This is a genomic window from Streptomyces sp. NPDC051555 (assembly GCF_044454405.1).
In the GTDB taxonomy this organism is placed as follows: domain Bacteria; phylum Actinomycetota; class Actinomycetes; order Streptomycetales; family Streptomycetaceae; genus Streptomyces.
Genome location: NZ_JBITDP010000013.1, coordinates 217377 through 239355, shown reverse-complemented (window position 1 = coordinate 239355; position 21979 = coordinate 217377). Strand labels below are relative to the sequence as shown.

Annotated in this window: 22 protein-coding genes and 2 tRNA genes; 15 read left to right on the top strand and 9 right to left on the bottom strand. The window is 70.7% G+C overall.

What is annotated here, in order from left to right; all coding sequences use genetic code 11:
* Positions 1-14: 14 nt before the first annotated feature.
* The 3 genes from ACIBEA_RS25970 to ACIBEA_RS25960 all read left to right on the top strand — a co-directional run bounded on the left by ACIBEA_RS25970 (position 15) and on the right by ACIBEA_RS25960 (position 3596).
* Positions 15-1211, top strand: a complete 1197-nt coding sequence (locus tag ACIBEA_RS25970) for an FAD-dependent oxidoreductase (RefSeq protein ID WP_399264783.1) — start codon at positions 15-17, stop codon at positions 1209-1211.
* 103 nt (positions 1212-1314) lie between these two features.
* Complete coding sequence (gene trmB / locus ACIBEA_RS25965) at positions 1315-2121, top strand: tRNA (guanosine(46)-N7)-methyltransferase TrmB (protein ID WP_399264781.1); 807 nt, start codon at positions 1315-1317, stop codon at positions 2119-2121.
* Positions 2122-2177: 56 nt separating this feature from the next.
* Positions 2178-3596 (top strand): PrsW family intramembrane metalloprotease, encoded by a 1419-nt coding sequence (locus ACIBEA_RS25960; RefSeq protein WP_399264779.1) that lies wholly within the window; start codon positions 2178-2180, stop codon positions 3594-3596.
* On the opposite strand, the gene ACIBEA_RS25955 is transcribed toward ACIBEA_RS25960, so the two are convergent.
* The 4 genes from ACIBEA_RS25955 to ACIBEA_RS25940 all read right to left on the bottom strand — a co-directional run bounded on the left by ACIBEA_RS25955 (position 3505) and on the right by ACIBEA_RS25940 (position 6948).
* Positions 3505-4602: a M23 family metallopeptidase gene (locus ACIBEA_RS25955; RefSeq protein ID WP_399264778.1), complete on the bottom strand. Its 1098-nt coding sequence runs from the start codon at positions 4600-4602 to the stop codon at positions 3505-3507. The two genes, ACIBEA_RS25960 and ACIBEA_RS25955, sit on opposite strands and share 92 nt — an antisense overlap.
* A gap of 295 nt (positions 4603-4897) precedes the next feature.
* Entirely contained in the window at positions 4898-5998 is a 1101-nt protein-coding gene (locus ACIBEA_RS25950; protein ID WP_399264834.1) for a PP2C family protein-serine/threonine phosphatase, read from the bottom strand.
* 306 nt (positions 5999-6304) lie between these two features.
* Positions 6305-6381: transfer RNA gene (locus ACIBEA_RS25945), tRNA-Met, on the bottom strand.
* 72 nt (positions 6382-6453) lie between these two features.
* Entirely contained in the window at positions 6454-6948 is a 495-nt protein-coding gene (locus tag ACIBEA_RS25940) for an FBP domain-containing protein (protein ID WP_399264776.1), read from the bottom strand.
* Positions 6949-7035: 87 nt separating this feature from the next.
* Between ACIBEA_RS25940 and ACIBEA_RS25935 the strand changes: the two genes are divergently transcribed.
* Both ACIBEA_RS25935 and ACIBEA_RS25930 read left to right on the top strand, forming a co-directional pair.
* Positions 7036-7638 carry a TetR/AcrR family transcriptional regulator gene (locus ACIBEA_RS25935; protein ID WP_399264774.1) on the top strand — a complete coding sequence of 201 codons (603 nt, stop codon included), beginning with the start codon at positions 7036-7038 and terminating at the stop codon, positions 7636-7638.
* Between the two features lie 176 nt (positions 7639-7814).
* A tRNA-Lys gene (locus ACIBEA_RS25930) sits at positions 7815-7887 on the top strand.
* 142 nt (positions 7888-8029) lie between these two features.
* On the opposite strand, the gene ACIBEA_RS25925 is transcribed toward ACIBEA_RS25930, so the two are convergent.
* The 3 genes from ACIBEA_RS25925 to ACIBEA_RS25915 are packed head-to-tail and all read right to left on the bottom strand — an operon-like array spanning position 8030 to position 11490.
* Positions 8030-9259, bottom strand: a complete 1230-nt coding sequence (locus ACIBEA_RS25925) for a hypothetical protein (protein WP_399264772.1) — start codon at positions 9257-9259, stop codon at positions 8030-8032.
* Between the two features lie 24 nt (positions 9260-9283).
* Complete coding sequence (gene xerC / locus ACIBEA_RS25920) at positions 9284-10822, bottom strand: tyrosine recombinase XerC (RefSeq protein ID WP_399264770.1); 1539 nt, start codon at positions 10820-10822, stop codon at positions 9284-9286.
* Positions 10819-11490: a helix-turn-helix domain-containing protein gene (locus ACIBEA_RS25915; RefSeq protein ID WP_399264768.1), complete on the bottom strand. Its 672-nt coding sequence runs from the start codon at positions 11488-11490 to the stop codon at positions 10819-10821. Before ACIBEA_RS25915 ends, xerC begins: the two co-directional genes overlap by 4 nt.
* 129 nt (positions 11491-11619) lie before the next feature.
* Here ACIBEA_RS25915 and ACIBEA_RS25910 point away from each other — a divergent pair, with 129 nt between their 5' ends.
* From ACIBEA_RS25910 to ACIBEA_RS25885, 6 genes are all read left to right on the top strand, one after another.
* Positions 11620-11814 (top strand): hypothetical protein, encoded by a 195-nt coding sequence (locus ACIBEA_RS25910; RefSeq protein ID WP_399264832.1) that lies wholly within the window; start codon positions 11620-11622, stop codon positions 11812-11814.
* A gap of 230 nt (positions 11815-12044) precedes the next feature.
* Positions 12045-13328 carry a DUF3631 domain-containing protein gene (locus ACIBEA_RS25905; protein ID WP_399264766.1) on the top strand — a complete coding sequence of 428 codons (1284 nt, stop codon included), beginning with the start codon at positions 12045-12047 and terminating at the stop codon, positions 13326-13328.
* A gap of 413 nt (positions 13329-13741) precedes the next feature.
* Positions 13742-14524, top strand: coding sequence for a DUF2637 domain-containing protein (locus tag ACIBEA_RS25900; RefSeq protein WP_399264830.1), 783 nt, complete (start codon positions 13742-13744; stop codon positions 14522-14524).
* 96 nt (positions 14525-14620) lie between these two features.
* Positions 14621-15274, top strand: a complete 654-nt coding sequence (locus ACIBEA_RS25895) for a plasmid mobilization relaxosome protein MobC (protein ID WP_399264764.1) — start codon at positions 14621-14623, stop codon at positions 15272-15274.
* A complete protein-coding gene (locus tag ACIBEA_RS25890) occupies positions 15275-16942 on the top strand; it encodes a relaxase/mobilization nuclease domain-containing protein (RefSeq protein WP_399264762.1) in 1668 nt (555 codons plus the stop codon).
* A gap of 150 nt (positions 16943-17092) precedes the next feature.
* A complete protein-coding gene (locus ACIBEA_RS25885) occupies positions 17093-17962 on the top strand; it encodes a ParB N-terminal domain-containing protein (protein ID WP_399264760.1) in 870 nt (289 codons plus the stop codon).
* A gap of 93 nt (positions 17963-18055) precedes the next feature.
* Here the strand turns inward: ACIBEA_RS25885 and ACIBEA_RS25880 are convergent, their stop codons facing one another.
* Positions 18056-18469 (bottom strand): NUDIX hydrolase, encoded by a 414-nt coding sequence (locus tag ACIBEA_RS25880; RefSeq protein WP_399264758.1) that lies wholly within the window; start codon positions 18467-18469, stop codon positions 18056-18058.
* A complete protein-coding gene (locus ACIBEA_RS25875; protein WP_399264756.1) occupies positions 18466-19125 on the bottom strand; it encodes an NUDIX hydrolase in 660 nt (219 codons plus the stop codon). Before ACIBEA_RS25875 ends, ACIBEA_RS25880 begins: the two co-directional genes overlap by 4 nt.
* A 407-nt stretch (positions 19126-19532) precedes the next feature.
* Between ACIBEA_RS25875 and ACIBEA_RS25870 the strand changes: the two genes are divergently transcribed.
* The 4 genes from ACIBEA_RS25870 (at position 19533) to ACIBEA_RS25855 (ending at position 21977) form a co-directional block, all read left to right on the top strand.
* Positions 19533-20042, top strand: a complete 510-nt coding sequence (locus ACIBEA_RS25870) for a nucleoside-diphosphate kinase (RefSeq protein WP_327253757.1) — start codon at positions 19533-19535, stop codon at positions 20040-20042.
* An 80-nt stretch (positions 20043-20122) separates the two neighbouring features.
* Positions 20123-20422, top strand: a complete 300-nt coding sequence (locus ACIBEA_RS25865) for a hypothetical protein (RefSeq protein ID WP_399264754.1) — start codon at positions 20123-20125, stop codon at positions 20420-20422.
* Positions 20423-20586: 164 nt separating this feature from the next.
* Positions 20587-21171, top strand: a complete 585-nt coding sequence (locus ACIBEA_RS25860) for a CYTH domain-containing protein (RefSeq protein ID WP_399264752.1) — start codon at positions 20587-20589, stop codon at positions 21169-21171.
* Between the two features lie 41 nt (positions 21172-21212).
* Positions 21213-21977 (top strand): hypothetical protein, encoded by a 765-nt coding sequence (locus tag ACIBEA_RS25855; protein WP_399264751.1) that lies wholly within the window; start codon positions 21213-21215, stop codon positions 21975-21977.
* Positions 21978-21979: the final 2 nt, after the last annotated feature.

Below are 21979 nucleotides of genomic sequence, written 5' to 3'. Positions count from 1 at the left end.
GAGGTGGCAGCGACGTGGACTGCGATGTGCTGGTGATCGGCGGGGGGATCGTCGGCCTGTCGACGGCGCACGCGCTGTCGCGCCTCGCCCCCGGCACGCGGGTCGTGGTGCTGGAGGAGCGGGGGGCCGACCCGGTCGGGCCCCGCGACGGGCTCCACGGCGGGGCTACCGACGACGGGGCCGTCGACAGCGGGGTTGTGGACAGCGGGGCCGTCGGCAGCGGGGTCGTGGACAGCGGGATCCACCACCGGCCCGGATCGCTCACGGCCCGCTTCGCGGTGCGGGGCGCGGCCGAGATGGCCGCGTTCTGCGCGGAGCACGGCATTCCGCACGAGGTGACCGGGAAGCTGGTCGTCGCCACCGAGCGGGCCGAGCTGCCGCGGCTGCACGCGCTGGTCCAGCGGGGCCGCCGGCTGGGGGTACCGGTGCGGGAGCTGGGCCCGGAGCAGATCAGGGAGTACGAACCGGAAGTCCGCGCACTGGCCGCGATCCGGGTCGGGACGGCCGCGGTCGTGGACCACGGCCGGCTGGCGGCGCAGCTCGCGCGGTCCTCCGGCGCGGAGATCCGGTACGGGGCGCGGGCGGAGGGCATCCGGCGGCGGCCGGGCCGGGTCGCGGTGCGGACCGCCTCCGGCGAGGTGCTGCGGGCGAGGGTGCTGGTGAACTGCGCCGGGATGCGCAGCGACCGGGTGGCCCGGCTGGCCGGGGACGACCCGGGGGTGCGGATCTCGGCGTTCCGGGGGGAGTACTACGACCTGGCGCGGCCCTCGCTGCTGCGCGGCCCGATCGACGCGCTCCCGGATCCCACGCGCCCCTTCCGCGGTGTCCACCTGCTCCGCGGGATCGACGGCGAGGTCCACATCGCGGCGGGGGCCGATCCCCGACCCGCTGCCCGAGCCGGGGCCCGGCACGGAAGCGGAACCGGAACCGATGCCGGGGCGGTGCCGGTGAAGCGGGAGTTCGTGGAGGCGGTGCGCAAGGTGTTGCCCGGGGTGTCGGAGGCGGACCTCGTCCCCGCGGCGGGGGCCGCCGGGCTGCGGGCGCGGGCCGTCCGCCCGGACGGGACGCAGGTGGACGAGGTCCTGGTCCGGGAGACGCCCGGCGCGGTGCACGTGGTGGACGTGGCGCTGCCCGGGGTGACGGGCGCGCTGCCGGTGGGGCGCGCGGTGGCCCGCCGCGCCCTGCGGATGCTGCGGATGCCGCGGGACTGAACCGGCCCGCCCGGGTCGGCGCCCGGCCCGGACCGGCGGACCCGGTCGGGGCGGGGGCCTTCGAAGCGTGGGGGAGACGGGCGGGTCGTAGAATCGGGGCATTGTGTCTGAGTCACTGAATCCGCAGCCCGGTACCCCCGACGCCCCCGAGGGGGCGGCTCCCCACGTTCCGCCGCGCTGGCGCACGGAGCCCCGGTTTCCCGACGGGCCCGCGCCCGACCCGGCGGGCTCGCACCACGAGCGCCGGATCCGCAGCTTCCAGCCGCGCCGCAGCCGGGTGACCACCGGCCAGGGCGAGGCACTGCGCCGCAAGTGGGGGACCTGGGGCCTGGACATCGACGGGCACGAGGTCATCGACCTGAACAAGCTCTTCGACGGCCGCCCCGTCGTCCTGGAGATCGGCTTCGGCATGGGCGAAGCCACCGCGCAGATGGCCGCCGCCGACCCGGACACCGGGATCCTGGCCGCCGACGTGCACACGCCCGGTCAGGGCAACCTGCTCGCGCTCGCCGAGCGCGGCGGCCTCGACAACATCCGGGTCGCCAACGGCGACGCGATCATCCTGCTGCGCGAGATGCTGGCGCCCGACTCCCTCGCCGGACTGCGCGTCTACTTCCCGGACCCGTGGCCCAAGGCCCGCCACCACAAGCGGCGCCTCATCCAGCCCGAGTTCCTCGACCTGGCCGGGACCCGGCTGGCCCCCGGGGCCGTGCTGCACTGCGCGACCGACTGGGAGCCGTACGCCGAGCAGATGCTCGAAGTCCTCGGCGCGCACCCCTTGTTCGAGAACACGCAGGCGGACGGCGGTTACGCGCCGCGCCCCGACTTCCGACCGCTCACCCGCTTCGAGGGCCAGGGGCTCGACAAGGGGCACGTCGTACACGACCTCCTGTTCCGCCGTACCCCGTAACGGGGATAACGGCCAACGTCACCGCACGTGTCGGACCCGCTCGCTAGGGTGATGACGTGTTCCGAGCGCTCCCCGGTGTGCTCGCACGTCCGTCGGGCGCGGTCCGCACGTGCGTGCTCGTCGCCCTGCTCTCCTGCGTGACCCTGTCCGGCGTGGCCATCCTGGAGCTCGTGCGGGAACAGACCGGCACCGCCGGGTTCTTCGTCGGGCTCGGACTGGCTCTGCTCCCGGTGGCACCGCTCATGGCGGCGTTCCGGTGGCTGGGGCGGGCCGCGCCGCTGCCCTGGTCCCGGCTGCTGTTCTGCGCGGGGTGGGGGGCCTGCACCGCGGCGCTGATCGCCATAGTGGCCAACAACTTCGCGAGCGAGTGGATGGCCGCGGCCGCCACCGACCCCTCCGCCGCCGACCGGCTCGGCTCGGTGGCGGTCGCCCCCGTCGTCGAGGAGAGCGCGAAGGCGGCCGCCCTGCTGCTGGTGTTCACGTTCCGAAGACGACACTTCACCGGTCCCGCGGACGGGCTGGTCCTCGCCGGTTTCACCGCCACGGGCTTCGCCTTCACCGAGAACATCCTCTACCTCGGCAACGCCTTCGGCGAGGACCTGGACAGCGGCACCACCGTGCTCGACTCCACGACGGCGGCCACCTTCTTCGTGCGGATCATGCTGTCGCCCTTCGCCCACCCGCTGTTCACCGCGCTGACCGGGCTTGGCCTGGGCCTGGCCGCGCGCAGCGCCCGCCGCCCGGTCCGGACCTGGTTGCCGCCGCTGGGGCTGGGGCTCGCCATGGGCGCGCACGCCCTGTGGAACAGCTCGTCCGAGCTGGGCGCGTACGGCTTCTACGTCGTCTACGGCTGCGTGATGGTCCCGGTCTTCGCGGCGCTGGTGGGGCTGGCCGTCCGGATCCGCCGCGGCCAACTGCGTACGGTCGCGCGCGAGCTGAGGGTCTACGCGGGCGCCGGATGGCTCGGCCCCGCGGAGGCGGCCGCGCTCGCGTCGGTACCCGCCCGCTCGCTGGCCCGTGCGCTGGCCCGGAGCGCGGGCGGTCGCCCGGCGGCCCGGGCGGTCGCCGCCTACACGGCGGACGCTGCCGCCCTCGCCCTGCTGCGCGACGGGGCCCGTAGCGGCGGTCCGCGGCGCGTGGCGGACTTCGCGGACCGGGAGCGGGAGTTGCTGGAACGGCTGTGGCGGGCCCGGGCGGCCGCGGGCCCGGCGCTGGCCAGGGCGGCCGTCATGGAGGAGCTGTGCGCGGCGCCGCCGGCGCGGACGACGGCCGCGGGGCTGCCGATGCGGGCAACGCCTTTGGCGCACGAGGTCATTCGACCCCCGGAAGCGGAAGAGATCGCGGCTGCGGTCGCCGCTCCCGTCACCGCCCCCGTTCCCGGTCCTAGACGTTCAGGCCCTTGCCCTGGAGCCACGCCAGCGGGTCACGCGTCGCCCCGTCCGTACGCACTTCCAGATGGAGGTGGGGTCCGGTGACGTTGCCGGTGGCCCCGACCCGGCCGATGGTCTCGCCGGTGGCGACCGTGCCCGAGGTCACCGACATGGAGGAGAGGTGGCAATACCAGACCTCGGTGCCGTCGGAGAGTTGGAGCACGATCCGGTAGCCGTACGAGCCGGACCAGCCCGCAGAGATGATCTTCCCGTCGTGCACCGCCTTGACCGGGGTGCCGGTCGGCGCGGCGAAGTCGAGCCCGGTGTGCATGCCGGAGGACCACATCGAGCCGGCGTCGCCGTAGTGCGAGGTCAGTGTGTAGGCCGAGGTGGGGAGCGCGTACCCGCCGGCGGTCGGGGCCGTGGAACCGGACGGGCCGGAGGTGGACGGGCCCGCGTCGGCCGACTGCTGCTGCGCCGCGGCCGCCTTCGCCTTCGCCTCTTCCTGGGCCTTGGCCTCCGCCTCCGCCTTGGTGCGCGCCGCCTCCTCGGCGGCGACCTGCTGCTGCTTGGCCTCCTCCGCGGCGGCCTGCTGCGCGGTCCGCTCGGCCTCCGCCTTGGCCGTGGCCGCGGCGGCGTCCTGCTGGGACTCGGCCTGCTGCAGGATCCGGTGGCGCAGCACCTCGCCCGCGTCGAAACCGGAGGCCCGCTGCTCCTGGCCCCGACCCGCGCCCGCGTCGAAGCCCTGGTGCGCGCCCTCGGCGCCGCCGCGGACGATCCCGTTGGCCGAACCGTCCCCGGCGCGCCCCGCGCCCTCGACCGCCGCGCCGTCGGAGCCGGTCAGGTCGCTCAGGTCGCCCAGCGACGGGATGCTGATGGCCACCTGCGGGCGGCCCTGCGCGGTGGCGATGCCGCCCGCGCCGACGGCCGCGATGACGCCCACCCCGAGCACGGTGGAGCTGCGGGCCAGTCCGCCGCGCTGGCGCGCCACGCGGTGCTTGCCGCGCACCGGGCGGGCCGAGTCCTCGGTCGGATTCCACTCACCCCACGCGCCGGCGGTGGGGGATTCCTGGACCTCGACGCCGTCGGGGGCGGGCAGTTGGGACGGCACCGGGGCACACTCCTCGAAATCCGCGCGCACGCGCACTGTGCCGTCTCTTGCGACGGTTGTGGCGACCGCGCTGCGTTATCGAACGGTAATAGACACCAGGGAGTGATTCCAAGCAGTTGCGATTGATCGTTCATACCAATCGGCCACCTACCGACCGGCTTTGGCCTGGACTTTCTAGGGCTTTACTTAATAAACAGCGACAAAAGGTCACACCTTTTTGTGTACCTCCAGCCACACGCTCTTCATGATGGTCCGTCAAATGGGCTGCGGAGCGCGCCCTTTCGCTCACCCACCGTCACATTGCATCATCGTCACGTCGCACCACCGGTACCGTCCTCCGCCGCATCGGCTGCCCCTCCCCCGGCCGGGCCACCGCCAACAGCGCCAGGTCGTCCGTCGCCCCGCCGCCGGTGTGGCGGCGCACGTCGGTGATGAGCGCGTCCAGGACCTCCTCGGGGCCCGGGAAGATCCGCCCCCGCAGTCGGGCCGGCGGATCGTAGAACTCCCCCGCCCCGTCCCGGGCTTCGCTCAACCCGTCGGTGTGCAGCAGCAAGGTCGCGCCCGCCGGGAAGGCCCACTCCTCGGCCCGGTCCGGCCAACTGCCCAGCTCCCCCATGCCCAGTGGCAGCGCCGGCTCGCCCGGGTGGAGCACCGCCAAAGAGCCGTCCGGGCCGAGCAGCAGCGGTTCGGGGTGCCCCCGGTTCACGATCCGCAGGGTCCCGGTCCCGCGGGGGATCTCGGCCAGCACACAGGTGGTGAACCCCTCGACGGCGTCCAGGCTGTCGCGCCGGTTGCCCTCCCGGGCCAGCGCCCGCTCCAGGCGCCGGGCCACCCCCTCCAGCGCGGGCTCCTGCTCGGCCGCCTCCCGGAAGGCCCCGAGGACCACCGCCACCGCTTCCACCGCGCCCAACCCCTTGCCCCGTACGTCGCCCACGGCCAGCCGCACGCCGTACGGGGTGTCCTGTACGGCGTACAGGTCCCCGCCGATGAAGGCGTCCGCCTCCGCCGCCACGTAGCGCGCGGCGATGTGCAGGCCCGCGATCCGGTCGGCGGGCGTCGGCAGGACCGCGCGCTGCGCCGCCTCGGCGATGCCGCGCGCGGAGGCGAGCTGGGCGCCGCTGCGCCGGACCACCCGGTTGATGAGGATGGCGAGTACCGAGACGGTCAGGACGGTGACCAGCTCGGTGATGGCCTCGCCCCGCCAGGTGGTGCCGTTGCGGACGTGCAGCGCGACCACCGCGAGCGAGGCGAAGGCGCCGGTCAGCACGGTCGTACCGAGGGCGAAGAGGGGCGCGGCGACCAGCGGGGCGGCGGAGAAGAACGGCGAGCCCGTGTAGTTGGGCGGGGTGGCCACGTCGAAGACCAGGCCCAGCAGGACCAGCAGCACCGGGAGCATCCGCACGAAGCGCCGGGTCAGCCGGCTCGTGCCGGTGGTGACCGTGCCGCTCTCATCGCCCTGTTGACCCAGCCCCACCAAGGTGTTCTCCTGCCGGCTCCCTCGCACGGGCACGGGCCGCTGCCGCCTCGCCCCCCAAGACTGTGGGCTCCGGCGGCGTCGGGCGAGGCGGCCGGAGCGTCCGGGTGAACCGCACCCGCGGGACCACCCCACACCGACATGCACCGGCATGCACGGAAGCACGCGGGAACAACGAAGGCCCGGATCCGTGAGGATCCGGGCCTTCGTCTTCGCCCCTGAGGGCTTTGGTAGCGGGGACAGGATTTGAACCTGCGACCTCTGGGTTATGAGCCCAGCGAGCTACCGAGCTGCTCCACCCCGCGTCGGTAAACCCAACTCTACGCCATCCGGGACGGCCCCTCGACCACTTGACGACCGGGGGGGCCGTCCGGGCCTCACAGCTTGGCCAGAAACCCGGACAGATTGCCCGTCATCCGCTCGATCTGCTCGTCCACGGTCAGCGTCTCCTCGAACCGGCCGCCCGCCTCCGGCAGCTTCTTGCCCCGCACGTAGAGCGAGCAGGCCAGGTCGGTGCACATGTAGAGGCCGAGCGAGTTCCCCTCGCGGCCGTCCTTGCCGCGCTTGCGGGCGGTCATCAGCGAGACGCCGCTGCTGGGGTGGATCGTCAGGCACAGGCCGCACATGCTGCGGTGCAGCGCCCCGCGCTTGACGGACGGGAAGCGCAGCGTCACCCCGACCGGTCCGCCGTCGTCGGACCCGCCGGTCACCAGGTAGCTGCGGTCGGGGGCGGACAGGTCGCGCCAGCCGAGGAAGTCGAGGTCTTCCCACGGCCGGGTGGCGAGGTCCCGCGGCAGCGGGATCCGGGCCGCCTCGCCCTTGGAGCAGTTCACGAACGAGCCCCGGATGTCCTTCTCGGTCAGTGCCTTCATGACACCCACGGTAGATTTACCTAGGACATCTAGGCAAATGATTAATACTTATCGTCGATCGCAGAGACCCACCCAAGGAGCCGGACGTTGTCCCGAGCAGGCCTCACCCCCGACCGGATCGTCGAAGCGGCCGCCGAGCTGGCGGACTCCGCGGGCCTCGACCAGGTCACCGTCTCCGCCCTGGCCCGCGGCTTCGGCGTCAAGGACGCCAGCCTCTACTCCCACATCCGCGGCCTCGACGACCTGCGCACCCGCCTCGCCGTGCGGTCGGCCGCCGACTTCGCCGACCGGCTCGGCGAGGCCCTGGCCGGCCGCGCCGGGGAACAGGCGCTGACCGCCTTCGCCGACGCCTACCGCGCCTACGCCCTCACCCACCCCGGCGGGTACGCCGCCACGCAGCTGCGGCTGCCACCCGACGTGGTCGCCGCCTCGCCCGGGCACCAGCGGATGATCGAGTTCACGGTGTCGATGCTGCACTCCTACGCACTGCCCGAACCCGACCTCACCGACGCGGTCCGGCTGCTGCGCAGCACCTTCCACGGCTTCGCGGCCCTGGAGGCCACCGGCTCCTTCGGCCACCCGCGCGCCGTCCCCGAGTCCTGGAGCCGGATCACCGCGGCCCTGCACACCCTGCTGACCGACTGGCCGCGCACGGAACCGCGCACCGACCCGAACACCCCGGGTGCTTAACTCGGCTCCCGCACACAGGGTTTGACGCATCGGGCGGCGCTACCCCGACGAACCCGCCACCCGCACCCGGCCGTTCGCCCGAACGGGCCGTGGCGGGAAACCGCCGGAGCCACTCCGGGCGATACCCGATCGGCCTCGCGTCCCTCTCCGGCTATGCTCTGGGGTGAGCACTCCGCGGGCCATTAGCTCAATTGGCAGAGCAGCGGACTTTTAATCCGTTGGTTGTCGGTTCGAGTCCGACATGGCCTACTGCTCGCAGGCGGGGGACACGTCCTCTGACCTGCTACTGAGCGCCCCACCCGATTCCGATTGGGTGGGGCGCTCAGTCGTTTCTGGGCCCGTGCGTGAGCGATGCGTGAGCGGACGGCCCTGGACGGGGCGCCATACAGCCCTACGAGACGGGCTCGCCCGGTACCGGCGGTGTCTCCAGAGCAGCTTCGATGGCCTCTACGGCATCCGCGAGGCGGCGGTAGATCTGCGTCGAGAGTCCCGTCCGCTTCAAGCCGTGCTGGAGGGGATCGCGCATGTGCTTCTCGCAGACGACGAAGTCCGCGTACCCGGCCGCACAGGACAGATAGACCATGTCCGTCAGATCGTTCGGGCGCCACGTCGTGCCCTTGTTGAGGTGCCGGCTGTGCAGCATCTCCCGGAAGAGCCCGAGAGCCGGAGACCCGCCGACCGCTCGGACCAGCCCGTTGAAGCCCCATTCTCGGAACAGCTCCTTCGGAACGTCTGCCGCGGCTGCCTCCTCGGCCAGCTCCTGCTGCAGATCGTTCAGAAGATGGATATCGATGGCCCTGCGCTTCTGCTGAGAATCCTGATCCAGCCCGTCCAGCCAGTCGCTGAACCGCTGGCTCAGCGCCGTCCACCCGGTGTCCGGCCCCGGCTCCACCTGCTGGGTATCGAGCATCGAGTCGATGGAAACGGAGGCGGCGAGCAGCGCCTCGTACTGGAAGGCGAAACCGCTCTGGAACCTTGGCGGTACATCGGGAGCGGTCCAGCGAGTGGGAGAGAAGAGGGCATCCGGGGCGAGGCTGATGACCGGGGCGGAGCGCGCGCTGCCGGAGCGGTTCATGCGGTGGCAGAAGGCATCGTGAAGCTCGTTCCGCCGGACCTGTAGTGGATCGCGCATCTGCCAGCCACGGCTGTACTGCAAGATCGTCAGACCTAGGGCGTATCGCTTCTCCGTGCTGAAGCGCTTGCTGGTCTCGTAGTAGTGGCCGGCAGAAGCGGGGAGGACGATGCGGCGTTGGTCCACCCAGCCCCTGAGCTTCTGGGCAGCGGCTTGATCCGCCTCGCTGCTCTTCTCGCTGCCCCGATCGGCATTGCTCAGCAGGCTCCACTGGTTCTGGTCGAGGTACACGACGAGTCGCCCTCCGAGCTGGTCCCCAACTCCTTCCAGCGGCAACTCGAACAGGACCTGGTCCCCTGTCAGGGTGGTGGCGAGGAGGGCTCCGTATGCCGGGGTGAAGTCCAGCCTGGCCACGACACTCGTGTCTTCGAACATGGAGGTGTCCAGCGGGAACCGCGCCTCCTTCCCGTCAGAGCGGGTGAAGACGGTGCAGGCCGCTGCGCGATCCATGGTGATCAGCGTGATGGACAGGTTGCTCTCGTTTGCCACGAGAGCAATCGTGCGCGGATTTCCTCAGGATGTGACCTGGTTTGTTTCCGAGGCCGTCGCCGAGCGAGCGCGAGGCACCAACTGGGCCGCTGCTTCGGCCGCTGCCTGGTCGACCTCCGGGAGCAGGCTCGTGTACGTGTCCGAGGTCAGCGTGATCGTGGAGTGCCGGAGCGTCTCCTTGATCGTGTGGAGGTCGCCGCCACCGCCGTGGGTGAGGGTGGCCGCGACGTGGCGTAGATCACGAAGGGTGATCGGCGGCAGGTCCGTGCGGGCCAGGATCTGCCGGAAGGTCTCCGAGGCGGTCTCGGGGTGGAGCCAGGAGCCGTCTTCTTGGGTGAAGACCTTGCCTGTGTCCTGCCAGGCCGGGCCCCACTTCTCCCGCTCGGCGAGCTGGCGTTCGCGGTGCTCACGCAGGGCGGTCACGTTCAGGCTGTCCAGCGCGATGGTGCTGGCGCTGCCGTCCGTCTTCGGTGCGGACTCGTACGGGTCCCAGCCGTCCACCACGATCTCCTTGGCCGGCGTGATCTGCCCGCCCTCCAGGTCGACGTCGGACCACTCCTGGCCGACGCACTCGCCGCGCCGCAGACCGCGGGTGCCGGAGAGGTGGAAGAAGGCGTACAGCCGGTCGCCCTCGGCCTCGTCGAGGAAGGCACCGAACTGGGCCGGGGTCCAGACCATGACGGGGGAGGGCTTCTCGCCGGTGAGGCGCCACCGGGCCACGCGGGCGTCCGTCCACAGCAGGGGCTTGGGGCGCTTGCCGGACTCCAGCTCCACGTGGGACGCCGGGTTGAAGATGATGAGCTGTTGGCGTATCGCCCCGTTCAGCGCCGCCCGCAGGGTGCGGCGGATGCTCTGCCGGGTTGAGGGCCCGGTGGGCTTCCGGAAGGGCTCCATCGCGGCGAGCTTGGCCCGCTCGGCGGCCAGGAGCGCCCGCTCGGCCGCGACCGGTCTGCCGGCCTTGCTCGGCTTGCAGCGGGCGATCTGCTCGCGCCGGGCCAGGTTGTGGGCCTCGATCGCCTCGTTGGCATCGGCAAGGGCGTCGAACATCTCGACCAAGTGGGCGACGTTCAGCCGGTCGAGGCGGAGGTGCCCGATGCGGGGCCGGAGGTGGACGCGGATGTGGGAGGCGTAGCCGTTCGTCGTGGTCTTGCGCGTCTTCTTTGACGCGAGCCAGCGGTCCAGCCATTCGCCGACGGTGATCGACCCGAGGAGAGAGGTTCCGGCCCGCAGTCGGCGCCGGGTCTCCTCGACGTCAGGGAGCGGCGCCTTCTCATCGGCCACTTGCTCCAGGAGCGCCGCGACGCTGGCGACGCTCTCGGGGTCGTCCGCCGCCGGTATGCCGAGGAGAGCACGTACGTGGTCCAGGTCGGCCTGCGCTGCCTTCAGGCTCTCGTACCCGGCGCGGTTGAAGGAGCGGCGGGTGCCGTCCTCGCGGGGCGGGAGTTCCTGGCGTACGGAGTAGGAGCCGTGCCTGCGGCTGGAGAGCTTGGGGCACGTCTTGCCTAGCGGCTTGCCGGTCTTCGGGTCGCGGCAGTAGCAGCGGCGGTGGGTGGAGCCCTTCAAATGTCGTCCTCTTCGTCGGTGTCGGGTGGGTCGATGTCGGCGAGTGCCGGTGGCAGCTCTGGCGGGGTGGCGGCTTCGTCGCGGATCTGTCCGCGGACCATCTGGAGTTGCCAGGTGGCCTCTTTGACCTGTGCGTTGTAGCTGTCCCTCTTGCGTTCGGCTTCTTCGCGCTGGGCGGGGTTGGCCGCCGTCTCGGCGGCGAAACCGGCCCGTTCCGCTTCGCGCAGGGCGGCCTCGATGGTGCGGACCAGGCTGGCGTGGCGGTTGAAGTCGGGGATCAGCCCGGCATCGGAGTAGTAGCCCGGTTCCTCACCGGTGAACATCCGCATGGCGTCCCAGGTCGAGATGGGGTGGCTGAAGGGAAGTTCCTGGGTCTCCTCGACGTAGCCGATGGGGAAGATCAGGCAGATCGGGGACGTATACAGGGCGGCGGCCAGGATCATGACGTCGACCAGGGGCAGGTTGGCCCTGCGGCCTGACTCCAGGTTGGCGATCACGTTGCGCGGGATGGGATGGCCGAGCTCCTCGCATCGCCCTGCCAGCCGCTGCGCGCTCCATCCCATCTCCTTCCTCCGCCGGCGGACTTCGCCGGCGACGTTGTTCTTGATCCGGTCGACCCATTCCGGGACGTCGTCCTCGTCTCCATCATCCAAGCGATGTTGTGTCATGCAGACACAATAACTTTCTTACCGTGGAAGTCATACGCCTGGAGCCGGACGCGATGACGTGTTCGCCGTGGGCTGTGACGAGAGGAGCGCCTCGTGCGCGACGAAAGGACCGCAAGCCGGGTGAAGGGGATGGGCCGTGAAGAGCTACTGGCCCTTCCTGTGGCCGTTGACCTGGACACGGGCAACCGGGCTCTGGGTCTCGGGCGGAGCAAGGGGTACGAGCTGGCGAAGCGAGGTCAGTACCCGTGCAAGGTGCTGCGGATGGGCAATGCCTACCGAGTGGTGACCGCAGACCTGCTGGGCCTGCTGGGTCTGGCGGCTTGAGGGGGCGGCACGTTAACAGACGATTCTGCGCGGAGCTGACACAGAAACGCTGGACTGTCCCCGGGGTCGTACGTACTGTTCGTGTTCCCCCGGCGCGGCCAAGTGCCCCTGGGAAATGGGCGAGCCCCCGACGCGCCAACGTCGGAGGCCCTGGCAATACCCACACACGCGATCACACGGTCGACCCGAGTGGCCTGCACGCACGCGGCCACAAGAGAAGGAGCTGCCTCTTGAAACCTACGACATCCACGCCCCCTGCCGCACCCGCCAAGACGGACTGGCCCGTGACCGCGATCCCCGGCCAGCCGGGTGCCCACCTGCACGGCGAAGAGGACGAGGGACTCGACGCAGCAGCCGAATCCTCTGCCGAGGCCGACAACCCTCCGGAGTCGCAGGCCCCCGCCTCGGAGGGGGAGCGGATCCTGGACGAGCTGCGGACCACGATCCGCCGCTATGTGGTCATGCCCAGTGAGGAGGCTCTGACAGCCACCACGCTGTGGGCGGCAGCCACCCACTTGCAGACGGTGTGGCAGCACGCCCCGCGCCTGGCGGTCGTGGGACCTGCGAAGCGGTGCGGGAAGTCGCGGCTGCTGGAGGTCCTGATCGAGACCGTCCACGATCCGCTGATCACGGTCAACGCGTCAGCGGCGGCGATCTTCCGATCGATCGACGGGAGCAACCCGCCCACCCTGCTGGTGGACGAGGTCGACACGATCTTCGGGTCGGCGAAGGTCGCGGAGAAGAACGAGGAGATGCGCGGCCTGCTCAACGCGGGGCACAGCCGCAACCGGCCCACCCTCCGAGTCTCTGGGCCGAACCACGAGGTGCAGAAGTTCTCCACCTACGCCATGGCCGCCCTGGCTGGGATCGGAGACCTGCCGGACACGATCATGGACCGGTCCGTGGTCATCCGCATGCGTCGCCGCGCCGGCAACGAGAAGGTGACCGCCTGGCGATACGGCCGAGACGACGTGGTGGTCCGGGAACTGCGGGAGCGGCTGGCCGCCTGGCTGGGCGGCCTTCACGACGAGGCCAGGGCCCTCGAACCCAAGCTCCCCGTCGATGACCGCGCCGCCGACACGTGGGAGCCGCTGATCAGCGTCGCCGACCTCGCGGGCGGCGAATGGCCGCGGATGGCCCGCGCCGCATGCAAGGTGATGACGGACTACGAGTCCGGTCGTGACGAGGACGGCGGGCTGAAGATCCGCATCCTCACGGACATCCGGCGTGCTTTCGCAGGCGAAGGTAACCCGCCGGCTCTGCGGACCAACCGCCTGCTGGACATCCTCAACGCCGACCCAGAGGCGCCGTGGGCCGAGCACAGTCCCAAGGGACTGACCTCGCGTGGGCTCCAGATCCTGCTCGACGACTACGGCATCGGCTCGGGCAACCGCCGCTTCCCGGGCGGGAACCAGGCCAAGGGCTTCACCCCGGGCCAGTTCGCCGATGCCTGGATGCGGTACTGCCCGCCGGAGAATCCCGCCCCCGAGGCCGCGCCCGCCACCGGCGCCTGACCCTCCACGAATCGTCCCACCCGTCCCCGCGCAGGTCAGCGCGGGGACGGGTGAACAGCCCGCAACGAGTCGACTCGACATCAACAGGCGGGTTGACCTCGTCAAACGCCCCCGACGAGTTTCGTACCCGCCTGCTTGGGCGCCCGCCGCCCTGCCACGAGGCGCCACCCGTACCAACTCGTCCCCACTCGTCTCGCCGACCGCCCCGACGATCGTGTGGCGTTTCGTGCAACGAGTCGAGTCGACATCAGCCGCTCACCCGTACCTGCCCTGACCAGCGACGGGACGAGTGGGACGAGTCCGCGCCCTTCTCGGCCACCCGCCCCGGTGGCCCCCGCCAACTCCCTGGAGCCCCACGCTTGCCCTCGCACGCCATCCCCTCTTTCCCGGTCTCACCCCCGGCTAGGCCCGCCCTGGCCGTGGCGATCCGTACCGGGGTCGCGCTCATGGCACTCGGCGCGTTCGCGCTGTCCTACGACGCCCTGCGTCAGATGGCCGCCGCCAGCCACGTCCACGCAGCCCTCACCTACGTCTTTCCCCTCCTCGTGGACGGCTTCATCGCCCTGGGCATCGGCGCGCTCTTGGTCCTGCACGCCGGCCCCCTGCGCGCCCGCCTCTACGTGGCCACGCTGGTCGCACTCGCCACCGTCACCAGCATCTGGGCCAACGTGCTCCACGCGATCCGCCTCAACCAGCAAGCCCGCCACACCGGGCTCCCGCTGGACGACATCACCGTCGGCGCCATCTCCGCCATCGCCCCGCTCGCGCTGGCAGGCGCGGTCCACTTCTACCTGCTCGTCCAACGCCAACCCGCCACCCGCCACAACACCGCAGACACCGAAGTCGCCACCCGCCACAAGCCCGCCGCTGTGCCCGAACCTCGCCAGGCGCCGGCAGCCGACGCTGCTGCGCCAACACCTGTGGAAACGAGCCGGGATGTGCCCGAGCCCGCACGGAAACAAGAGGCGGAAGCCGCTACCCCGCCCAAGCGCAAGGGACGCAAGTCCAGCGCCACCTTGGAGCAGGCCGTCGAGATAGGCCGCACCACGCAGCCCGGCCGGGAGGGACACGCCTCCCGCCGTCGCATCGAGGACGCCGTCCGTGACAAGGGCTTCACCATCAACAAGGACCTCGCCGAGAAGGCCAAGGACATCCTCCAGGCCGAACTGGACGAGCACGCCGTCGCCGTCCGCTGATCCAGCCCTGCCCCCTCGCTCCGGCGCCGTGGGCGGGCTGGCGCTCTCCCCGCACAACGCCCGCTGAGGCGACCCCACCTCCGAAGGAGGCCCGGCATGCCGGACCTGCACACCCCCGATCCCACCGTCCACCAGCAGCAGAACACCCGTACTCCAGCCCCAGACCAGGCAGCAAGGTATGACGTTGGACCGTCCAAGGGCCGGTCCAACACTGCCTCCGCCCCAGGGGTGGCGGAGGCAGGACCCCGGCGCGAGGGCGCACCGGGGCAGGAGGCGGTCGGTGCCGACGCCGGCCTGCCCGTCGTCGTCCGGGCCGCCGACGAGGCCGCGCTGTACCGGGTTGCCCGCCGCCGCGCACGTCAGAAGGTGCAGCGCAAGGAGCGCGTCGACGTCCGATACAGCGTCGCCGAGAAGCAGGCGATCCTCGCCGAGGCCCGCAGCCTGAACCTGGCTGGCGCGCACCTCGTCGGCGCCCTCGTCGTGGCCCACCTGAACGGCGACCTCGCGCTGCCCGGCCAACGGACCTCGCAAGATGACCTGATCGACGAGCTCGCCGCCCTGCGGTTCCAGGTGGCCGCCATCGGCAAGAACGTCAACCAGATCGCCTTCAAGCTGAACTCCGGCGGCCATCCACACCCTGGGGACGCAGCCCTCCTCGCCGAAGCCCGATGCGTCCTCGGCCTGGCCCGTGATGCCGCCAGGTCGATCGATGTGGCAGCGGACAACGCCGCCACGTCGAAGGCGGCCTGATTGATCACGAAGATCAGCAAGGCCGGCGCCAACACCCACGGCGTCCTGCGCTACCTCTACGGGTCAGGCCGCGCCAACGAACACACCGACCCCCACCTGGTCGCCTCCTGGGACGGCTTCGCTCCCGACCCCGGCCGTGACGAGGCCTCCACACTCGCCCAGCTCGCCACGGTTCTTGACCTGCGGGTGAAACAGGCCGGCGACCGCGCACCGGACAAACACGTGTGGCACTGCTCGGTCCGGGCCGCACCCGAGGACCGGATCCTGACAGATGACGAGTGGGCGGTGATCGCCCGCCGGATCCTGAACGCCACTGGCATCGCACCGGCCGGCGACCCCGATGCCTGCCGGTGGGTCGCGGTCCGCCACGCGGAGGACCACATCCACATCGTCGCCACCAAGGTCCGAGGCGACCTCAGCACACCCCGCAACTGGAACGACTACCCACGTGCCGACAAGGAGTGCGCCGCGATCGAGAAGGAGTACGGCCTACGCCAGGTCGTGCGTGGCGACCGCACCGCCGCCAAACGCCCCACCCGCGCCGAGCAAGAGAAGGCCCGCCGCACCGGCTCCGCCACAACCCCGCGCGAGCGTCTGCGCACCACCGTCCGCACCGCTGTGGCGGCTGCCACCAGCACCGAGGAGTTCTTCACCATCCTCCGCAACACCAACATGCTCGTGGACGTCCAGCACTTCCCCTCCGGCGACATCCGCGGCTACAAGGTCGCCCTCCCCGATGACACCAACGCCAAGGGCGAGCCTGTGTGGTTCTCCGGATCCACCCTCGCCCCCGACCTCTCCTACCCCAAGATCAGCGAACGCCTCGCGCCCACCGAACCTGCCCCCACTGATCGGCACACTGGTCGTCGGCGTACGGCGTGGCAGCAGGTCACCGCAGCGGCCGACCGTATCCCCGATCTGCTGGCGGAGACTGATGACGCTGTGGGCCAGGCGCACATCTCCGTGCTCGCCGAAACCCTCGACGCCCTCCCCCTGATCGCCCCCGCCGCCTACAAGCCGCAGCTGGCCCAGGCAGCCGCGGCCTTCGAGCGGGCCAGCCGCTCCCGCATCCGTGCCCGCCACCAGCAGGCCGAGGCCACACGGCGGGCGATCAAGGCGATCGTGCGTGAACCCGCGCCCAAGGACGGCGCCCTCCTCGCGATCCTCCTCGACGCCGTCCTCCTAGCGGTCGTCGCAGCCCAGCACTGGCACGACACCCGCCACCACGACCAGCAGGCCGAAGCCGCCCGCCAGGCAGCCGAACACCTGCACGCCGCCTACCAGGCAGCCACCCTCCAGCCCCTGACGGTGTTCCACCAGCGCGGCCTGAGCCTGGCTCTACCCGTGCAACAGAGGCAGGCCGTCCTCGTCCGCCAGGCCCTGCCGGACCTGGCCGAGCAGATCCTCGCCGAACCCGGCTGGCCCGTCCTCGCCGCCATCCTCTCCGACACCCAGAGCGCCGGCCACGACCCCGCCGCCCTGCTCACCCAGGCCGCCCGTTACCGGGAGCTCGACACCGCCGGCTCCGTCAGCGAAGTCCTCGTCTGGCGACTGCACCGCATCGCCGACCTGAACCCGCAACCCGCCACAGGTGCCGCACGAAGGTCAGCCCCGCCCCTGGTCACCAAGCCTGCCACGTCCGCCGACCGCCCCCGCAGGACCCGATGACACCAGCCGCCCCACCGCGTCCCTCAGCCCGAGCTCCCCCCAGCAACGGCATACCTCAGCCCGCACCCGCCGCGCCCTCCCGGGCCTGCGGCAACACCAGCCGACAAGGAGTCACCCCTGAAGATCCACCCCTACGCCGACACCTTCCCGATGCTCACCGAGGCCGAACTGTACGATCTCGCCGAGTCCATCAAGACCGAGGGCCAGCACAAGCCGATCATCCGCGACCGCGACGGCGTCGTCCTAGACGGCCGCAACCGCCTCGCCGCCTGCAAGCGCGCCGGCATCGAACCCCGCTTCACCACATACGACGGTGACAACCCCACCCGCCTGATCTTCAGCAACAACGTCGTCCGCCGGCACATCAGCAAGGGCCAGCAGGCCATGATCACCGCCATGGCGTGTTCCGTTTCGGGACACTCCCTGCGGACCCAGGCCAAGCTCCACGACATCAGCCGCAGCCGCCTCTCCGCCGCCAACGTCGTACTCCAGCACGCCCCCGACCTCGCCGAACGAGTACGCCTCGGCACACTCGGCCTCGACGCCGCCCACGACCAGGCCCGCGAACGCAAAACCCACACCGAAGCCCTCCTCGCCCAGAACGAACGCCTGCAACAGCACGCCCCCGACCTCGCCGAGAAGGCCGCCGAGGGCCACCTCACCCTTGACGCCGCCATCGCCGCCCTCGACAGGCGACTCGAAGAGGAACGGCTTCGCCAGCTCGCGAGGGACTCCGACGCACTCCGCCTCGCCGACCGCGATGCCACACCCGCCCTCAGCCCGCTCGCCGAACGCGGCGACATCACCTGGGGCCAGGCAGCCCAGCTCGCCGAGGAACACCTCACCCGGCGGCACGAGGCCATCCTCCGCACACAGCAGGCCCTGCAACTGATCGCCGAGAACTGGGCCGCCGTCCACGACCTCGCAGCCCGACCCGACACCCCCTACACACAGGAGATACTCGACGGCCTCACACCAGAAGCACGCGCTCTCGTCGCGCGACTGATGGCCCGAGGCTGACACCGTGAACATGCCTCAGGGCCAACGTTCGACGCGTTGGCCCTGAGGCGGCACTCGTGGCCGAAGGCTTGGGTGAGGGGGGCTTGCGCGTGGTCAGCGCTGAAGAGCGGAGTCCAGGTGCTGCTGGACCGGGCCGAAGAGGCCGTAGGGGACGTACTGCGGGATCTCGGCATGGGCAACCCACGCGAGCTCGGCCAGCTCGTCGGTGTCCGCTACGTAAGCACTGCCACCGACCACCTCGCAGGCCGTGTAGGACATCAGCCGACCCGTGACCGGGTGGATCCGCTCACCGAGGAGCTTGACCGCCTTCACCGTCAGGCCCGTCTCCTCCTGGGTTTCGCGAACCGCGGCGTCCTCGCGGGATTCGTCGGGCTCGACTTCGCCGGCGGGGAACTGCCAGGAGAGCTGGCCCTCGCTGACCCGGCGCCGGACCATGAGCACGCGGCCTGCGTGCACCACGATGGCCGCGGCGATGCCCGGTCGCTCCTCAGCGTTCTGCTGCGTCACGTCTGCTCCTCCAGGACAGCCAGGATGGGTGGGAAGATCGTATCGACGGGGATGAACCGGGTCAGGGAGTTTTTCGGAACCCACATGACGTCAGCGTTCTCCTCGGCGTCGGCATTGGCCGCCTCTCCCGCCAGGTACTCGCAGAGGAAGTAGTCGCAGAGCACTCCGGTCACCGGGTGGAGACGGCTACCCAAGTGATCGCGTACGGCGCAGTGGACTCCTGTCTCGTCCAGGGTTTCCCGCACCGTGGTGGTCTCGGCCTTGCCCCCGGGCTTGATCACACCGGCGGGGAACTGCCAGGTGATGCCGGACGCGTCGTCGTGCCGTCGGCATACCAGTAGGACCTGATCGTCACGGGTGACCACGGCGATGGCGATCCGCAGCGCCTGGGCGCCGACGGGGTCCGGCGCGGCCGGTCGGTGCTCGTTCGCGACCAAGAGGGAGAACCGCTGACGGGCTGCCGGCGTGGCCTGCTCGTGGGCTGAGTCCAGGAGTTGTTGCATCTCCTTGCGCGGCACGACGGTGGAGTCGGCGTGCCAGGCCGCGACGGTGCGGACGGCGATGCCGAGCTGGGCGGCGAACTGTTCGTTGGTGAGCCGGAGCGCGGACTGAAGGATGCATGCGTACCGTCCGCTCCAGAGCTCGATGACCTCCACGCGCCGCCCCTTCGTCGTCGCAGCTCTCGGTGCAGGAACCCGCGTGCCGAAGGTGCACTCCCACTGCACTGGCGCTTCATGGTCGCGCGGCGCGCGTCCCGGAAGAATCGGAGTCACCGGGGCAAGGAATCATCTGATCGACATTCCGGATCCAGGGCCCTATCGAGAGGCGCACGGGCGCCGGACGACCACAGGGAGATTTTAGATGCGCGCTCGCTTCGGATAGGAGGGAAAGGGAAGTTGGCTGAATTCGATTGCCTGATCCAGTCTCCGCGGAGGCCGCATCCGCCTCTGATCGCCACGGGACACCGCTGCTCGTCCTGGCCCCTTCGTCGACGCCGGTAACCTCAGCGGGTGACGGCTGATCGCCCGTCATCTCCGGTTGCTAGCAAGGCGAAAGGGAGACAATGCCCGAGGATCAGGCACACACCGTGGAGCGCACACTCGTCCTGCTGAAGCCCGATGCGCTGGCGCGTGGCCTGGCAGGCAGGATCATCACGCGATTCGAGGACGCCGCGCTGAAGATCGTCGGAACGAAGATGAAGTGGATGGACGCGGAATTCACCCGCCGCCACTACTTCGACCTGGAAGAACGACTCGGGGCGGAGGTCTACAACGTCACCTCCACATTCATGCAGCAGGGTCCGGTCATCGCCCTGGTGCTGGAGGGCTACGACGCCATCGCCACGGTCCGCAAGATCGTGGGCAGCACCTACCCGAACCAGGCTCCCGCCGGCACCGTGCGAGGCGACCTGTCGCACTACAGCGCCGCAGCCAGCATCGCCTCCGGCAAGGCCGTCGCGAACCTCGTGCACGCCTCCGGCAACGCGGAGGAGGCCAAGCAGGAGGTGGAGCTGTGGTTCGACAAGGACGAGCTGCAGGACTACAAGACGCTGGCCGAGATCTACACGTACTGATGGCGGAGTACGGCGTCACCGGTGGGACGCCGATGCGTTGAACACCACTGGGGTACGACCGTCTGATCTGAGAGGGCACCATGACCAACCAGACCCGCCTGGCCTCCACCGACGAGCTGGAGTCGATCTTCCAGCGTGAGCTGGTGAGCGACCGCTGGGCGGCGACCGAGACCGCCTACGCCCTGGCGGTACGCCACCGCGATCTGGGCAACTGGCCCACGTCCCGTGAGTGGGTCCAGCAGTGCCTCCGGCTCCTGGAGGGCTTCCCCAGCGAGACGGAGGAGCAGGTCGCCACGAGCCGCTCGTCGGTGGGCGGCGTCCAGCTGCCCACGTACCTGCACTCCGGTGTGGTCCAGGCCCGCTTCGGCGACCTGGGCTGACACAGCAGAGCTCCACGAGCGGTGCGGCGGGGCCCGGCCCGGCCGCACCGCTAGCCCCACCCCCATCCCGAGCCCCAATTCCATAGCGCCTGGCCAACCGGACAGGGCCCCCACGGCAGGGTCCGGCTGGCTTCGCCATGCCTGAAACGAGGAGACACCACCCCGTGGCCATCGAGATCGAGATGCGGGCCCGCTTCCCCAAGGAGTCCCACGACCAGCTGGTCGCCCGCCTGAAGGCGGATGGCGAGGACCTCGGCAACGACGACAAGCACATCTACTTCTACGTGCTGCCCGACCAGCTGCTGAAGGTCACCGACAACAGCGCCGCCGGCACCGCCAAGATCACCCTCAAGGGGAGCAAGATCGGCCAGGGCTCCGCATTCGCGGAGACGGAGTTCGCGATCTCCCCCGCCGACGTGTCCGCCGCAGTGAAGGTGTTCAACAGCCTCGGCTTCGAGCCCGCCATGCACGAGGCGTTCAATTTCCGGCACAACTACCGCTTCGACGGCGTCGAGATCGCAGTCAAGTGGAGCGAGGCGTGGGGCTACCACGCCGAGTTCGAGCTGCTGCTCGACGACGGCGCCTCGGACGCCGCCCGCGACGAAGCAGCGGCCAAGATCATGGATGTGGCAGCGGAGCTGGGCATCACGCTGATGACCGAGCAGGAGCTGGCCGATTTCACCGCTGCCTTCGAGGCCGCGGAGCAGGAGCGGAAGGAGCGCGAGCAGCAGGCCGCGCCCCTCAGGTAGGAGCACGTCACCGCGGAGACCACCAAAGGGGGTGGGCACACATGAGCACGACCCCAGCAACCGCAACCCTGATCGACCAGGCTGCCCGTCGGCAGTTGCCGCTCCACCAGTACATGGACCGGGCCACCGTTGAGTGGATCGAAGAGAACCGGCCCGACTTCACGACGACAGCGCAGCCGGCCTTGGCTTCGGCCGCGCGGGGTCTACTGAAGCAGTCCGCGCTGCCAGCCGCCTGGATGGCGACGCCTCGCCTGTACACCTCGATCCACGGCGTCCGTCACAGCATGCGCACGGCAGCGCTGGCCGCCGTGCTCGCCGAGGCCCACGGGCTCGACGACGCCGACACCGCCACGGTGGTCGTGGCCGCGGCCGTCCACGACTGCCAGCGCCGTCACGACAAGGACGACCAGGGGCATGGCGCCCGGGCGGCCATCTGGCTCGCCGCGAACGCCGACACCGTATGGGGCCACTTCGGCCTCACGGCCACCCCCCGCCGGATCGTGCAGGCGGCGACCGCCGTCCGCCTGCACGACGTCCCATACGACGCCTTCACCGCCGACGACTGGCACGACCACTCGAAGGCGGAGTCGCTGGCGGACATCCTGAAGGCCGCCGACGCCCTCGACCGGTACCGGCTCCCGAAAGCCACTTGGTGGCCGGACGCCCGGCACGTCCGCGAGCCGGCCTTCGACCAATACCGCGGCCTGGCCTTCGACATGGTCCTCACCGCCGAGAAGGCCCACCTGGCAGGAGCCAGCAGCCCCGAGGCCGTCCGCTTCGGGCTGGCCCAGGCAGGGCTGGTGTGACC

What these genes read in the sequence shown, in the direction of transcription:
- ACIBEA_RS25950 (WP_399264834.1), bottom strand. Translation starts at nt 5,998, where the DNA reads ATGCTCCCGGTGCTGCTGGTCCTGCTGGGCCTGGTCTTCGACGTGGCC.
- ACIBEA_RS25940 (WP_399264776.1), bottom strand. Translation starts at nt 6,948, where the DNA reads ATGAAGGCACTGACCGAGAAGGACATCCGGGGCTCGTTCGTGAACTGC.
- ACIBEA_RS25915 (WP_399264768.1), bottom strand. Translation starts at nt 11,490, where the DNA reads ATGACACAACATCGCTTGGATGATGGAGACGAGGACGACGTCCCGGAA.
- ACIBEA_RS25910 (WP_399264832.1), top strand. Translation starts at nt 11,620, where the DNA reads ATGGGCCGTGAAGAGCTACTGGCCCTTCCTGTGGCCGTTGACCTGGAC.
- ACIBEA_RS25895 (WP_399264764.1), top strand. Translation starts at nt 14,621, where the DNA reads ATGCCGGACCTGCACACCCCCGATCCCACCGTCCACCAGCAGCAGAAC.
- ACIBEA_RS25885 (WP_399264760.1), top strand. Translation starts at nt 17,093, where the DNA reads ATGCTCACCGAGGCCGAACTGTACGATCTCGCCGAGTCCATCAAGACC.
- ACIBEA_RS25870 (WP_327253757.1), top strand. Translation starts at nt 19,533, where the DNA reads ATGCCCGAGGATCAGGCACACACCGTGGAGCGCACACTCGTCCTGCTG.
- ACIBEA_RS25865 (WP_399264754.1), top strand. Translation starts at nt 20,123, where the DNA reads ATGACCAACCAGACCCGCCTGGCCTCCACCGACGAGCTGGAGTCGATC.
- ACIBEA_RS25855 (WP_399264751.1), top strand. Translation starts at nt 21,213, where the DNA reads ATGAGCACGACCCCAGCAACCGCAACCCTGATCGACCAGGCTGCCCGT.